12 protein-coding genes and 1 pseudogene are annotated in these 13,498 nt (G+C 72.9%); all 13 read right to left on the minus strand.

Going from position 1 to position 13,498, the window contains the following annotated elements:
* Nucleotides 1-31 precede the first annotated feature (31 nt).
* Nucleotides 32-1,000 carry a Gfo/Idh/MocA family protein gene (locus tag ACZ51S_RS31265; protein WP_468804033.1) on the minus strand — a complete coding sequence of 323 codons (969 nt, stop codon included), beginning with the start codon at nt 998-1,000 and terminating at the stop codon, nt 32-34.
* Entirely contained in the window at nt 1,000-2,409 is a 1,410-nt protein-coding gene (locus tag ACZ51S_RS31270; RefSeq protein WP_468479464.1) for an NDP-hexose 2,3-dehydratase family protein, read from the minus strand. Before ACZ51S_RS31270 ends, ACZ51S_RS31265 begins: the two co-directional genes overlap by 1 nt.
* Nucleotides 2,406-3,710 (minus strand): lipopolysaccharide biosynthesis protein RfbH, encoded by a 1,305-nt coding sequence (rfbH, locus tag ACZ51S_RS31275; protein WP_388943864.1) that lies wholly within the window; start codon nt 3,708-3,710, stop codon nt 2,406-2,408. Before rfbH ends, ACZ51S_RS31270 begins: the two co-directional genes overlap by 4 nt.
* A complete protein-coding gene (gene rfbB / locus ACZ51S_RS31280) occupies nt 3,707-4,717 on the minus strand; it encodes a dTDP-glucose 4,6-dehydratase (protein ID WP_468479463.1) in 1,011 nt (336 codons plus the stop codon). The genes rfbH and rfbB overlap by 4 nt, the downstream gene beginning before the upstream one ends.
* Nucleotides 4,718-4,818: 101 nt before the next feature.
* Nucleotides 4,819-5,055 (minus strand): acyl-CoA carboxylase subunit epsilon, encoded by a 237-nt coding sequence (locus tag ACZ51S_RS31285; RefSeq protein ID WP_468479462.1) that lies wholly within the window; start codon nt 5,053-5,055, stop codon nt 4,819-4,821.
* 35 nt (nt 5,056-5,090) lie between these two features.
* A complete protein-coding gene (locus tag ACZ51S_RS31290; RefSeq protein WP_468479461.1) occupies nt 5,091-6,653 on the minus strand; it encodes an acyl-CoA carboxylase subunit beta in 1,563 nt (520 codons plus the stop codon).
* Nucleotides 6,654-6,683: 30 nt separating this feature from the next.
* A complete protein-coding gene (locus ACZ51S_RS31295; protein ID WP_468962688.1) occupies nt 6,684-7,631 on the minus strand; it encodes an ACP S-malonyltransferase in 948 nt (315 codons plus the stop codon).
* 23 nt (nt 7,632-7,654) lie between these two features.
* Nucleotides 7,655-8,482 (minus strand): 4'-phosphopantetheinyl transferase family protein, encoded by an 828-nt coding sequence (locus ACZ51S_RS31300; RefSeq protein WP_388943851.1) that lies wholly within the window; start codon nt 8,480-8,482, stop codon nt 7,655-7,657.
* Nucleotides 8,479-8,841: an acyl carrier protein gene (locus ACZ51S_RS31305; RefSeq protein ID WP_468804034.1), complete on the minus strand. Its 363-nt coding sequence runs from the start codon at nt 8,839-8,841 to the stop codon at nt 8,479-8,481. The genes ACZ51S_RS31300 and ACZ51S_RS31305 overlap by 4 nt, the downstream gene beginning before the upstream one ends.
* A gap of 84 nt (nt 8,842-8,925) precedes the next feature.
* Nucleotides 8,926-9,510, minus strand: a complete 585-nt coding sequence (locus ACZ51S_RS31310) for an NADPH-dependent FMN reductase (RefSeq protein ID WP_388943844.1) — start codon at nt 9,508-9,510, stop codon at nt 8,926-8,928.
* Nucleotides 9,511-9,521: 11 nt separating this feature from the next.
* Complete coding sequence (locus ACZ51S_RS31315; RefSeq protein WP_468479458.1) at nt 9,522-10,922, minus strand: MFS transporter; 1,401 nt, start codon at nt 10,920-10,922, stop codon at nt 9,522-9,524.
* Nucleotides 10,923-11,057: 135 nt separating this feature from the next.
* Nucleotides 11,058-13,379: an SDR family oxidoreductase gene (locus ACZ51S_RS31320; protein ID WP_468962690.1), complete on the minus strand. Its 2,322-nt coding sequence runs from the start codon at nt 13,377-13,379 to the stop codon at nt 11,058-11,060.
* Between the two features lie 2 nt (nt 13,380-13,381).
* A pseudogene (locus ACZ51S_RS31325) lies at nt 13,382-13,498 on the minus strand (cyclase); the annotation flags it as partial.

The following is a 13,498-nucleotide window of genomic DNA, read 5'->3' on the forward strand; positions in this document are numbered from 1 at the left end:
GGGCGGACCCGGCGCCCCACCGCTGGTGCGTTCAGAGCACGCGGGCGCCGCCGCGGACCGCCTCCACCAGCTCCGCCTGGCGCAGGGCCGGGCCGTCCGGGGCTGCCGTGCCCGTGCGGACGGCGGCGGTGAACGCGGTGACGGCGGCCAGTACCTGGTCGTCGGGGGCGAGGACGATCTCCTCGGCGCCGGTGCGGCGTTCGAGCCGGACCAGGGGCGGGTGGCCGGCGGGCGGGGTGAAGGCCCGGTCGACGGTGATGCGCCCTTCGCTCCCGGTGATCTCGTAGGCGGACCGGTAGCCGTGGTCCAGGCCGAAGGCGAGCTGCGCGCAGACCCCCTCGGGGGTGCGCAGCAGCGCCGTCCCGCTGGTGTCGACGCCGCGGCCGGGGCCGCCCCGGACCAGTACGGCGGCCTCGGCCTCGAGGCGGTCCCCGAGGAAGTGCAGGGCCGCGCGGACGGGGTAGACGCCGGTGTCCCACAGGGCGCCGCCGCCGAGCGCGGCGTCATAGCGGATGTCGGAGTCGGGCAGCCGGGGGATGGAGAACTCCGCCCGGAAGGAGCGCGGTTCACCGATCGCCCCGTCGGCCACGAGGCCCCGTACCGCGGCGTGCTGGGAGTGGTGGACGAACATGACGTTCTCCCTCAGCACCCGCCCGGTCCCCTCGGCCAGGGCCATGAGCCGCCGTGTGGAGGCGAGGTCGGTGGTGAGGGGCTTCTCGGCGAGGACGTGCTTGCCCGCGCGCAGCGCCGCCTCCACCCATTCGGCGTGCAGCGCGGCCGGGAGCGGGACGTACACGGCGTCGATGTCGTCCCGCTCCAGCAGGGCCGCGTAGCCGGTGACGGCCTCGCAGCCGGCCTCCGCGGCCGTGGCGCCGGCTTTGGCGGCGTCGCGGCTGGCGACCGCGACGAGCCGGGCCCCCGGGGCCGCGCGCAGAGCGGGCAGCATCCGGCGGCGGGCGATGTCGGCGCAGCCGAGCACGCCGATACGGACGGGGTCCATCAGAGGCGCACCGCTCCCGAGGTCAGGCAGGAGAGCAGTGTGCGCGCCTGCACGTTGAGGTAGTGGTTGTGGCGCAGCAGGGCGGTGAGCTGACCCGTGGTGGCCCACAGGTAGCCCGGCGGCGCCTCGAGCGGGGCCTGGTCCTCGTCGGTGTCGACGAACAGGTAGCGGCTCTCGGCGTTCAGGAACCGGCCGCCCTCCTCGGAGTGCAGGGCCTCGTAGCGGATCCGTGCCGGGTCGGCGCCGAGGACCAGGTCGAGGAAGCGGGGCCGTTCGGCCGGCGGCAGGTACGCGTAGTTCGAGGGGGTGTACTGCACCGTGGGCCCGAGCTCCACCGTGTCGAGGAAGCCGCCCTCGACACGGGCGTGGACGAGCAGGTGCGGAACTCCGCCGATCCTGCGCGTCAGGAACGCGGTGACGCCCTCGCCCTTCGGTTCGAACAGGGGCTGCGTCCAGCTGGCGACCTCACGGCTGCCCGCGTGCACGCCGACCGCGACGACGCCGAAGTAGCGTCCCTCCTCGTGGTCGATGGAGTGCTCGCCCCGCACCCAGCCGGGCAGGCCGGCGAGCGGGACGCGTTCGGCGCTGACGTCGTGCCGGGCACGCTCGGCGGTGAACCAGGACCGCAGCGCGGTGTCGGAGTGGAGGCTCACGCCCTCGGCGTCGGGGAAGGGGGCGCAGGCCAGCACGGTCCGCGCGTCCATGTTGATGACGTTGTCCTGGAGCAGCAGCTCACCGATCTGGCCGAGGGTGAGCCAGCGGAAGTCGTCGTGCTCCGGTACGTCTCCGATGGCCTCGACGAGCATGTTGCGGTTGCTCTTGCGGAAGAACCACGAGCCGTGCTCGGACTGGAGGACGTCGGCGAGGACCCGGCCGCGGCGGGGATCGGTGAAGTACTCGACGTAGCGCACGTCGGCGCCCTTGTGGGCCTTGGTGTAGTTGCTGCGGGTGGCCTGCACGGTCGGCGACACCTGGAGCAGGTTGCGGTTGCCCGGCTCCATCTTGGCCTGCATCAGGAAGTGCAGGACGCCGTCGAACTCCTTGACCAGGATGCCGAGGATGCCGACCTCGGGCTGGCGGATGATCGGCTGGTGCCACCGCTGCTCGCGGCCGTCGGTGGAGGTGACCACCCGCAGGCCCTCGACGGTGAAGAACTTCCCGCTGCGGTGTCCCAGGTTGCCCGTCCGCGGGTCGAAGGACCAGCCGTCCAGCTCCGTGAAGGGGATGCGGTCCACCCGGAAGCGGTGTGCCCGGCGGCGTTCCTCCAGCCAGGAGTGGACGTCCGCGGTGTCGCGCACCAGGCCGGTGCGGGCGGCGGCCGACCGGGCGAAGCGGGAGGGGAGTTCCGCGTCGCGGCGGGGCCGCAGCGCGGGTGCGACGGGGGCGGGGGAGACGGTGGGAGCCGTCACGAGCGGCCTCCCACGAACTCCTTGACGGACGCGATGACGTAGTCGAGCATCTCGTCGGTGAGCGCCGGGTACACCCCGATCCAGAAGGTCTGGTCGGTGATGATGTCGCTGTTGGTGAGGTCGCCGACGATGCGGTGCGGCTGGTCGATGTACGCCGGGTGCCGGGTCAGGTTCCCGGCGAACAGCCGCCGCGTGCCGATCTTGCGGTCCTCCAGGAAGTCCACGAGGGCGGCCCTGGTGTAGGGCGCCTCGGGGTCCACGGTGATCGCGAACCCGAACCAGCTCGGGTCGCTGCGCGGGGTGGCCTCCGGCAGGATCAGGTGCGGTACGCCCTCGAGGCCGTCGCGCAGCCGGCGCCAGTTGCGGCGGCGGGCGTCGCAGAAGTCGTCGAGCTTGTCGAGCTGGGTGAGGCCCAGGGCCGCCTGGATGTCGGTCGCCTTCAGGTTGTAGCCCACGTGGGAGAAGATGTACTTGTGGTCGTAGCCCTCGGGGAGGGTGCCCATCTGGTACTTGAAGCGCTTGAGGCACTTGTTGGTCTCGCCCGGCTCGCACCAGCAGTCCCGGCCCCAGTCGCGCAGCGATTCCACGATCCGCGCGAGCGCCAGGTTGGAGGTCAGGACGCAGCCGCCCTCGCCCATGGTGAGGTGGTGGGCCGGGTAGAAGCTGACCGTGGTGATGTCGCCGAAGGTGCCCGTGAGCTGCCCGTCGTAGGTGGAGCCGACGGCGTCGCAGTTGTCCTCGATCAGGAACAGGTCGTGCTCCTGCGCGAGCTGCGCGATCTCGGCGACCTCGAAGGGGTTGCCGAGGGCGTGGGCGATCATGATGGCGCGGGTCTTGGGGCCGATGGCGGCCGCCACCCGGTCGGCGGTGGTGTTGTAGGTGCCCAGCTCGACGTCGACGAAGACGGGTACGAGGCCGTTCTGGATGATCGGGTTGACGGTGGTGGGGAAGCCCGCCGCGACCGTGATGACCTCGTCGCCGCGCTGGAGGCGCCGGTCCTCCAGCAGGTGCGAGGTGAAGGCCGTCATGGCCAGCAGGTTCGCGGAGGAACCGGAGTTGGTCAGATGGGCCTTGCGGTGCCCCAGCTTGCGGGCGAACCGCGATTCGAACCTGCGCGAGCTGGGTCCGGCGGCGATCCGCATCTCCAGGGCCGCTTCGACCAGGGCGGCGCGGTCGCGCTCGTCGAGGACCGCGCCGGCCGGCCAGATCTCCGTGGTGCCGGGAACGAAGGGCCCGTCGTTCTGGGTGTCCTGGTGGAACTTCGCGGTCTCATCGAGGATGAGTCCCTTGTGGACGTTCATGACGGGATCCCTTCACGGCCCTCGGGGCCGGAGTTGTCGGTGCGGTGCTTGACGGACTTCCACCAGCCGGGGTTGTCGCGGTACCAGGCGACGGTGTCGGCGAGGCCCTGCTCGAAGGGGACGCGCGGCGCGTACCCCAGCTCCTCGCGGATCTTGGTCTCGTCGAGGGCGTAGCGCAGGTCGTGGCCCTTGCGGTCGGCCACCCGGCGAACCGCGGAGGCGTCGGCGCCGCACAGGGCGAGCAGCCGCTCGGTGATGTGCAGGTTGGTCTGCTCGTTGCCGCCGCCGATGTTGTAGACCTCGCCGGCCCGGCCCCGGTCCAGGACCAGGGCGATGGCCCGGCAGTGGTCGTCGACGTGCAGCCACTCCCGGATGTTGCGCCCGTCGCCGTACAGCGGGACCTGCCGGCCCTCCAGCAGGTTGGTGACGAAGAGCGGGATCAGCTTCTCGGGGTGCTGGTAGGGCCCGTAGTTGTTGGAGCAGCGGGTGATGGAGACGTCGAGCCCGTGCGTGCGCCAGTAGGAGCGCGCGATGAGGTCGGAGGAGGCCTTGGACGCGGCGTACGGGGAGTTCGGCTGGAGCGGCCACTCCTCGGTCCAGGCGCCCTCGGCTATGGAGCCGTAGACCTCGTCGGTGGAGACGTGGACCACGCGCCCGACCCCGGTGGCCAGAGCGGCGTCCAGCAGGGTCTGGGTGCCGCCGACGTTGGTGCGGACGAACTCGGCCGCCGAGTGGACGGAGCGGTCGACGTGCGACTCGGCCGCGAAGTGCACCACCGCGTCGTGGCCGGGCAGCAGCTCGCGCAGCAGTGCCTCGTCGCAGATGTCGCCGTGGACGAAGTCCAGCCGGGGGTGGACGGCCGGGAGGTTCTCCCGGTTGCCCGCGTAGGTGAGCTTGTCGAGGACGGTGACCCGGTCCTCCTCGTGGCCCGGGTATCCGCCGTCGAGGACGGTCCGGACGAAGTGCGAGCCGATGAAGCCGGCGCCGCCGGTGACCAGCAGCCTCATACCGCCTCCTCGAAGAGCGTCCGTCCGAGGACGAGGTCCGACATGTCGTTTCTCCTTGGAAAGAAGGAAAGAGGGTGGGAGGTGGGAGGAAGCGGACGCCGTCAGGCGGACCGCGCCTCGGCGGAGTTGTCGCGCCAGGTGCGCGGACCGAGGAAGCCGCGCATGCGCTCGGGACGGCGCCAGCCCGCGAGGACGGGCCCGCCCCCGGCCGTGCCGCCGTGCTCGCCCTCGTACGCCGCCGCCCGGGCGAGTACGACGGCGGTCAGCGCCGCCAGTTCCTCGGCGTCGGGCTTTCCCTTCACCACACGGATGAGGTGGCCGGGCTCCGTGGTCTCCACAGGACTCTCCTCGTCTCGCGGGGCGCCGCCGGTGCTCACTGCGGCGGGTTCCCGTGCTTGCGGGCGGGCAGGTCGGCGTGCTTGGCGCGGAGCATGTCCAGGGAGCGGATCAGGACCGCACGGGTGTCGCGGGGATCGATCACGTCGTCGATCAGGCCGCGCTCGGCCGCGTAGTAGGGGTGCATCAGCTCGTCCTTGTACTCCGCGATCCGCTGCGCCCGTACGGCCTCGGGGTCCTCGGCGGCGGCGATCTCGCGCCGGAAGACCACGTTGGCCGCCCCCTCGGCGCCCATGACGGCGATCTCGTTGGTGGGCCAGGCCAGCGCCAGGTCGGCGCCGATCGAACGGGAGTCCATGACGATGTACGCGCCGCCGTAGGCCTTGCGCAGCACCAGCGAGATGCGCGGCACGGTCGCGTTGCAGTACGCGTACAGCAGCTTGGCCCCGCGCCGGATGATGCCGTTGTGCTCCTGGTCCACGCCCGGCAGGAACCCGGGCACGTCGACCAGCGTCACCAGCGGGATGTTGAAGGCGTCGCAGAACTGGACGAACCGCGCACCCTTCTCGGAGGCCTCGATGTCCAGGACGCCCGCCATGGCCGCCGGGTTGTTCGCGACGATGCCCACCACGTGCCCGTCGAGGCGGGCCAGGGAGCAGACGAGGTTGGGCGCCCAGGCCGGGTGCACCTCGAAGTGGTCCCCGTCGTCCACGACCTCCTCGATGACCTTGCGGATGTCGTACGCCTGCCCGGGCTGGAGGGGCACCAGGTCGAGCAGCGCCTCGTTGAGCCGGTCGGCCGGGTCGCCGGAGCGCTCCACGGGGGCCAGTTCCCGGTTGTTGGAGGGCAGCAGCGCCAGCAGGTAGCGGACCTCGGCGATGCAGGTCTCCTCGTCGTCGTACGCGAAGTGCGCGACGCCCGAGGTGGCGGAGTGGACGTCCGCGCCGCCCAGCCCGTTCTGGCTGATCTCCTCGCCGGTGACGGCCTTGACCACGTCGGGGCCGGTGATGAACATCTGCGAGGTCTCGCGGACCATGAAGACGAAGTCCGTCAGGGCCGGGGAGTACGCGGCTCCGCCGGCGCACGGGCCGAGCATCACCGAGATCTGCGGGATGACCCCCGAGGCCCTGGTGTTGCGCTGGAAGATGCCGCCGTAGCCGGCGAGGGCGGAGACGCCCTCCTGGATGCGGGCGCCGGCGCCGTCGTTGAGGGAGACCAGCGGGGCACCGGCCGCCTCGGCCATGTCCATCACCTTGTGGATCTTGCTGGCGTGGGCCTCGCCGAGGGCGCCGCCGAAGATGCGGAAGTCGTGCGCGTAGACGAAGACGGTCCGGCCCTCGACCGTGCCCCAGCCGGTGACGACACCGTCGCTGTAGGGCTTCTTCGCCTCCAGGCCGAAACCGGTCGCCCGGTGCCGGCGCAGGGGCTCCACCTCGGTGAAGGACCCCTTGTCCAGCAGGAGCGCGATCCGCTCGTGCGCGGTCAGTTTGCCCTTGGCGTGCTGGCGTTCGGTCGCGCCCTGGTCACCGTTGCGCGCGGACTCCTTGATCCCGTTGAGTTCGTCGATCCGGGACCGGATCGTGTCCTCCGCTCGGGGCATGTCGTGCACCCTTTCTGTGGGGGTCGATGGTCAGACTGCGGTGCCGGTGAAGGCGTGCACGGCCCCGGCCAGCCGGTCCGCGGTGTCCGTGGAGTGGACCCGGACGCCCGGCAGGATCCGCCGGACCAGCCCGCCGAGCACCCGGCCCGGTCCCACCTCCACGAACCGGTCGGCGCCGGAGGCCGCGAGCGTCCCGACCGCCTCGGTCCACCGCACCGGGCTGGTGAGCTGGCCGCGCAGGGCGACGACGGCGTCGGTGGCCGACGTCACCCACCCGCCGGTGACGCCGGAGACCAGCGGCACGGCCGGATCGCGGAACTCCGTCGCGATCAGCGTCTCGGTGAACTCCGTCTCGGCCTCGCCCAGCAGGCTGGAGTGGAACGGGCCGCCGGTGCGCAGCCACTCCACCCGTGCCCCGGCCGCCCGGGCGGCGTCGGCGGCGTGGGCCACCGCCCCGGCCTGGCCGGACACCACGGTCTGGCGGGGCTCGTTGTCCCCCGCCACCTCGACCACCTGGCCGGTGGCCGCCCGGGCCTCGGCGCACATCCGGGCCAGGTCGGTGCGGGCCAGGCCGATGACCGCCGCCGTGGCGCTGCCGATGCGGTCCCCGACCGTCGCGACGAGCTCGCTGCGGAGCCGGACCAGCCACAGCGCCTCGGTCCACTCCAGGACGCCGGCGGCCACCAGCGCCGCGTACTCGCCCAGGCTGTGCCCGGCCACGGCGTCCGGCCGCAGGCCCTCGCCGCGCAGCACCTCCAGTACGGCCAGGCTCGTCAGGAAGATCGCCGGCTGCGCCACCGCCGGGTCCTCCAGGTCCCGGGGGGACCCGTCCAGGCAGAGCCGGGTCAGCGGGAACCCGAGCAGGTCGTCGGCGGTGCGGTAGTAGGTGTCGGCGAGGTCGGGCCGCAGGGCGAGCAGCTCCCTGCCCATGCCGGCGCATTCGGAGCCCTGGCCGGGGAAGACGAAGGCGGTGGTCATCCGGTCACGTCCTTACTTGCGGTTCAACTGGCGAGGACCGTGTGGTGCGGTCCGGGGGCGGCGGCGCCGCACACGGTGTTGCCCGCGGCCAGCCAGGTGTCGGGCACCCACCTGACGTCGACCACCTTGGGAGCCGGCCCCGCCACCGCCACCGCGGCGGCGTGGGTTGAGTCGGCCGGAACGCCGACCATGGTCCAGCCGTCCGGGTGGCGGCCGTGGTCGGTGCCGAGGTAGTCCTCGGCGGGCGATCGGCTCAACCCTGTACCGAGTCCCTTGAGAAACGCTTCCTTGCGCGTCCAGATCTGGCCGAACAGCTGCCGGCGCTCCTCGCCCTGCTCGGCCTCGGCTATCTCCAGCTGCTCGTCGGGGTGCAGCGCCTTGGAGCAGATGTCCACCGTCTCGGCGCCGGGGAGTTTCTCCACGTCAACGCCGAGCGGCGTGGTGCCGACGCCGACCATGGCCACTCCCCCGCTGTGCGAGAGGGAGTAGTGCAGCGGCGGGGGCGGCGGGGACAGGGCGGGACGGCCGTGCGGCTCGCCGCAGCCCGGGCAGGGCTCGCGCATGAAGCGGACGTCCTGGGGCAGGGTGGCCGTGTACCGTCCGAGCAGTCGGCGCACCGCCACGTGGGCGGCGGCGTACAGCAGGCCGTCGGACCGGCGGATGAAGGAGTCGGTGCGCTTGCGCTCCTGCTCGTCGAGTTCGCCGATCGCGAGCGCTTCGGCGTCCGCCCCGGTGGGACGGCGGATCAGCCAGAGGTCGACGCGGTCGGCGGAGAGGGTGAAGTCGGGCCGGTCGAGCCCCTGGTGGTTGACGACCGGGCGGACGGCCGGCAGGAGGGTCGTAGTGCTCATGCCGGCACCGCTGCCCCGTGCAGGTGGGCCTCGGGGCCGAACTGGCCGGCGAGGCAGTCGATGAGTTCCTGGGCGCTGTTGGCGAGCAGCAGCCGCTGGAGGTTCACCTCGACGCCCAGCGTGTTCTCCATCCGGTACTGGAGTTCGATACCGGAGATCGAGCCGATCCCGAGGCAGCCCATGGGGCGGCCCGTGGTGTCGACCAGGTGCGGCTCGATGCCGAGGATCCGGCCGAGCTCCTCGCGCACGTACTGCTCGAGGATGCGGGTGCGCTCGCGCAGCCCGGCGGTGGCCAGGACGGCCATGTCGGGCGGGGTCATGTGGACCAGGCCGTTGTCTGTCTCGTACGTCTGTGACATGTGAAGTGTGTTCATGATGCTTTCCGGGTCGGGGCGGACGGGGCTTCCCCCGTCCGCCCGTGGTCGGGCATACGGGGCCGGGTGTCAGGCCTGGTAGGGGTTCTTGGCGCGGCCCTCGCGGAGGGTCGCGCCCCACCAGACGAGCTGGTCGAGCAGGACCTTGGCCGCGCTCTGCGGTCCCTCCGGCTCCTTGGGCTGCCCGTCCTCGCCGAACTGCTCCCATGCCGAGTGGAAGCTGATGCCGTCGCGGACGGTCACGGCGTGCAGTTCGGCGAAGACCGGACGCAGGTGCTCGACCGCCCGCAGGCCGCCCGCCAGACCGCCGTAGGAGACGAAGCCGACCGGCTTGGCGCGCCACTGGGTGTAGTGCCAGTCGATGAGGTGCTTGAGGGAGGCCGGGAAGCTGTGGTTGTACTCCGGCGTCACGATCACGTACGCGTCGGCCTCTTCGAGGCGCGGCGAGATCGTGGCGAGCGCCTCGGCGGTCTCCGGCGAGGGGCTGTGGGACAGGGCGGCCGGCAGGTCGTGCTCCGTCAGGTCGATCACGTCGACGACGAGGTCGTCCCGCTGACGGGCCTGCTCGGCGAACCACTGGCCGGGCACCGGCCCGAAGCGGCCCTCGCGGACACTGCTGATGACGACGGCCAGCCGCAGGGGTTCCTTCGACATGGTGGGTCCTTTCATGAACGGGTTGTTGGTGAGGAAACGTGGGCGGAGCGGGTGAGTCCGCCGAGCGCGACGCACGCCCCGGCCGCTCCGACTGCGGTGACCAGCCAGAGCGCCGAAGCCCGGCCCACGGTGGAAAGCGCGGAGACGGACGCCGTGGTCAGCACGGCGCCTGCCTGCACGCAGGTCTGGTAGAGCCCTCCCGCCGCCCCCTGGAGCCCCGCCGGTACCGAGCCCGTCGCCTGGAGGTGGAGGGCGGTGAAGGCGAGGACGAAGGCGGCGCCGACGCATGCCATGGCGGGCAGCAGACCGGCGGTGCCCGGCTCGGCGCCCGGCGCCCTCGGGTAGAGCGCGTAGCCGATCGGGGCGAGTACCGCTCCGGCGGCGACCGCTCGCGCCGGGCCCAGCCGGACGGCGATCCGGCCGGAGTACAGCGCGCTCAGCGCGAGCGGGACGGCGGCCGGCAGGAAGGCGAGCGCCGTCTGCCAGGCGCTGCGGCCGGCCCCCTGGAGGTGCAGGGTGGCGATGAGGAGGAAGCCGACGTACGAGCCGTTGAGCGCGGCGGCGCCGAGCGCGGAGCGCAGCAGCGCCGTGTGCCGCAGCAGTTCGGGGGGCACCAGCGGTCGCGGCGACCGGCGTTCGGCCGTGACGAAGACGGCGCCGAGCAGCAGCGCCGCGGCGAGGGCGGCCGCCGCGAGGGCCCGCTCGCGGCCGGGGCCGGCGAGGTTCGCGAGCGCGTACGCGAGCAGCAGGAGGGCGCCGGTCAGGCTGAGGCCGCCCGCCGGCGCGTGCCAGTCGGGCGCGCGGGGCCGCGGGGCGGGCCGGTCGCGCGGTATCAGCCGCAGACCGGCCGCCAGGAGCAGCAGGGCCACGGGGGCCGGGAAGGCCAGGGTCCAACGCCAGCTGATCCCGGTCAGCAGGCCCGACAGCAGCAGCCCCGCGCAGAAGCCGGCGGCTCCGAAGAAGGAGTAGAGGGACACGGCCCGGCGGCGGGCGGCGCCCTCCGGGACGGTCGAGGTGATGATGGCGAGTCCGGTGGGAGCGGTCAGCGCGACGCAGAAGCCCTTCACCACACGGGTGGCGGTCAGCAGGGCCGCGCTGTCCGTCAGGGCACCGGCCAGCGAGGCGGCGGCGAAGACGAACAGCGCGGCCAGGTAGACCCCGCGGCGACCGAGCCGTTCGACCAGGCGGCCGCCCAGGAGCAGCAGCCCGCCGAAGCCGGCGGCGAAGCCGCTGACGATCCACTGGAGCTGCGGGACGGAGAGCCCGAGGTCGGCGCCGACGGCCGGCAGCGCCACCAGGGTCGCGGACACCTCCAGCGCGTCGACCAGCATGTTCGCGGCGAGTACGGACACCAGGGCCCATCGGGCACCGGGCCGCTCGACGCCCGGCGGAGTTGTCGTCGAGGTCAGCATGCGCGCGTTCCGCTCGGTGAGGAGGAGGGTGAGGGGCGGCCGGCCGGGGAGGGTTCCCCGGCCGGCCCGCCCCGTCGCCGGCGTGGCGTGGGTTGCGCCGGCGGTCCAGGGGGTTCCGGGCGGTTCGCGGACGGCTCAGCCGAGCAGCGTGCCGCCCGTGGCGTCGACGAAGGAGCCGGTGATCCAGCGGGCCTCGTCGGTGGCGAGGAAGGCCACCACGTCGGCGACGTCCTCGGGCTCGCCGATCCGGTTGAAGGCGGACAGCGACGCCATCTGCTCGACGGCCTCGGGGATGCCGAAGACCGGATTGTCGTTGCGGGTGATCCCGGGGGCCACCGAGTTGATGGTGATGCGCCGGGGTCCGAGCGCCTTCGCGAAGTGCAGCGCGAGCTGTTCGAGCGCGCCCTTGCTCATCGCGTACGCGATCTCGTCCGGGTTGGCGAAGCGGGTCAGGCCGGAGGAGATGTTGATGATCCGGCCGCCGTCGGGCATGTTCCGCAGCGCCCGCTGGATCAGGAAGAACGGCGCCTTCGCGTTGACCGCGAAGATCCGGTCGAACTGCTCCGGGGTCACCTCGTCCGCCCCGACGCCGCCCATCACTCCGGCGTTGTTGACCAGGATGTTCAGGTCGGTGCTGCCGGTGCGCTCCAGCAGGTCGGCCTCCAGCGCGGTGAAGAGGGCGTCCACGTCGCCCGGGACGCCGAGTTCGGTGCGCACCGCGAAGGCGCGGCCGCCGTCCCTCTCGACCGAGGCGACGACCTCGCGGGCGGCCGCCTCGTCCCGGGTGTAGTGGACGGCGACGAGCGCGCCCTCCTCCGCGAGGCGCAGTGCGGCCGCGCGGCCCATGCCCCGGCTCGACCCGGTGACCAGGGCGGTCCTTCCCAGGAGCCTGTCCATGCCGTTCCTCCGGTCCCTCGGTGCCGGTACCGACCGCAGCGCCCTGACCGGGCCGCGCGGAGCGGCCTGCTCCGGGGTGCCGGACGACACCGGACCGAACCACCGCTCCAGGGCGGCCGTGATGTCGCCGTCCGGTGCGTCGCCCGACCAGACGACGTGTCCGTCCGGCCGGACCAGCAGGGCCGTGGTTCCCACTCCGGACGCCGGGTCCGCCGCGGCGGCGGTCGCGACGCGCACCCGGTCCGCCCAGGGCCCGGCGGCGGCGCGCAGCTCCCTGCCGCGGTCCTCGTCACCCGGGGCGAGGAGCAGCAGACCACGGCCCGGGCGCAGCAGTTCGAAGGTCGTCGCCGGGCCCTCCTCGCCCACCGCGTCGGCCTGCGGGATCCGCAGGCCGAGCAGCGGGGTGCCGCCCACGTCGGCCGGGTAGCGGACGTCCAGGCCCGAGATCATCCCGGCCAGGTGGGCGCGTACGTCCTCGTGGCCGGTCAGTTCCGCGAAGACCTCGCGGACCGCGTCGACCTCGGGGCCGCCGAGCAGCAGCAGCGCCTGTGTCCTGATGTTGCTCTGGACGGCCTGCCCGACGGCGTGCCGTTCCTCGTGGTAGCTGTCGAGCAGTTCTTCGCGGCCGTGCCCGGCCACCGCGGCCCCCAGTTTCCAGCCGAGGTTGAAGGCGTCCTGGAGGCCGAGGTTGAGGGCCTGGCCGCCGATCGGCATCTGCTGGTGCGCCGCGTCTCCCGCGAGCAGCAGCCGGCCCCGGCGGTAGCTCGTGGCCTGCCGGGACGCGTCCCCGAAGGAGTTCACCCAGAGCGGGGTTCCGCCGCTGATGTCCTCGCCCGTGATGCGCTTCCAGGTGTCGGCGACCTCTTCGAAGGAGGGCTGGCCCCGCCGGGGTTCCGCGCCGAATTCGTGCACCATCACCCGGGTCACCCCGTCGGGCCGCCGGGCGGAGACGACGAGGCCTCCCTCCAGCCGCTCGAAGCGGCGGCTGGGGATGTCGATGCCCGTCACGTCCGCGCGGAGCAGTTCGCGCCCGGCGTCGTTGCCCGGGAACGCGAAGCCGCCCAGCCGGCGTACGGCGCTGTTCTCGCCGTCGCAGCCGACGGCGTACGCGGCCCGGACGGACGTGGCCGTCCCGTCCGGACCGCGCACCTCGGCGGTGACCAGGTCCCCGGCGACGGTGAGCCCGGTCAGTTCGTGGCCGCGCCTGATCTCCGCGCCCAGGTCCGCGGCCCACTGGCCGAGCACTTCCTCCAGGCGGGTCTGCGCGACCTTCCACTGGCCCGGGTAGGGGCCGGGGAGGCCCAGGCCGAAGGGGATCCCGCCGAAGTGGCCGGCGGCGTCGTTCGGGACGTCGCCCAGTCCGTCGAGCAGTCCCCGGGTCGCGAGGATCTCCATGGTCCGGGAGTGCAGGGTGGAAGCACGTGATTCGGTGGTCGGCGCGGTGAGCTTGTCGAGGACCACCACGTCCGCCCCCACCAGCCGCAGCTCCCCGGCGAGCAGCAGCCCGACGGGGCCCGCGCCGACCACGATCACCTGGGTTTCGGTGTAGTCCCCAGCCATGATCAGTCCTTGTTCCGGGAGCGTTCGGCGTAGTTCTTGGCGTGGTTGAGGGTGGCGCGGCTGTTGGTGCTCAGCGCGGTGTGGACGTACTCCTTGGCGTCCTCGACCGTGGCCCGCTC

This window comes from Streptomyces sp. NPDC034043, from assembly GCF_055575675.1.

Coding starts and splice junctions, on each gene's coding strand:
- rfbB (WP_468479463.1), bottom strand. CDS start 4,717: ATGAGGCTGCTGGTCACCGGCGGCGCCGGCTTCATCGGCTCGCACTTC.
- ACZ51S_RS31265 (WP_468804033.1), bottom strand. CDS start 1,000: ATGGACCCCGTCCGTATCGGCGTGCTCGGCTGCGCCGACATCGCCCGC.
- rfbH (WP_388943864.1), bottom strand. CDS start 3,710: ATGAACGTCCACAAGGGACTCATCCTCGATGAGACCGCGAAGTTCCAC.
- ACZ51S_RS31305 (WP_468804034.1), bottom strand. CDS start 8,841: ATGTCACAGACGTACGAGACAGACAACGGCCTGGTCCACATGACCCCG.
- ACZ51S_RS31315 (WP_468479458.1), bottom strand. CDS start 10,922: ATGCTGACCTCGACGACAACTCCGCCGGGCGTCGAGCGGCCCGGTGCC.
- ACZ51S_RS31310 (WP_388943844.1), bottom strand. CDS start 9,510: ATGTCGAAGGAACCCCTGCGGCTGGCCGTCGTCATCAGCAGTGTCCGC.
- ACZ51S_RS31320 (WP_468962690.1), bottom strand. CDS start 13,379: ATGGCTGGGGACTACACCGAAACCCAGGTGATCGTGGTCGGCGCGGGC.
- ACZ51S_RS31290 (WP_468479461.1), bottom strand. CDS start 6,653: ATGCCCCGAGCGGAGGACACGATCCGGTCCCGGATCGACGAACTCAAC.
- ACZ51S_RS31295 (WP_468962688.1), bottom strand. CDS start 7,631: ATGACCACCGCCTTCGTCTTCCCCGGCCAGGGCTCCGAATGCGCCGGC.
- ACZ51S_RS31300 (WP_388943851.1), bottom strand. CDS start 8,482: ATGAGCACTACGACCCTCCTGCCGGCCGTCCGCCCGGTCGTCAACCAC.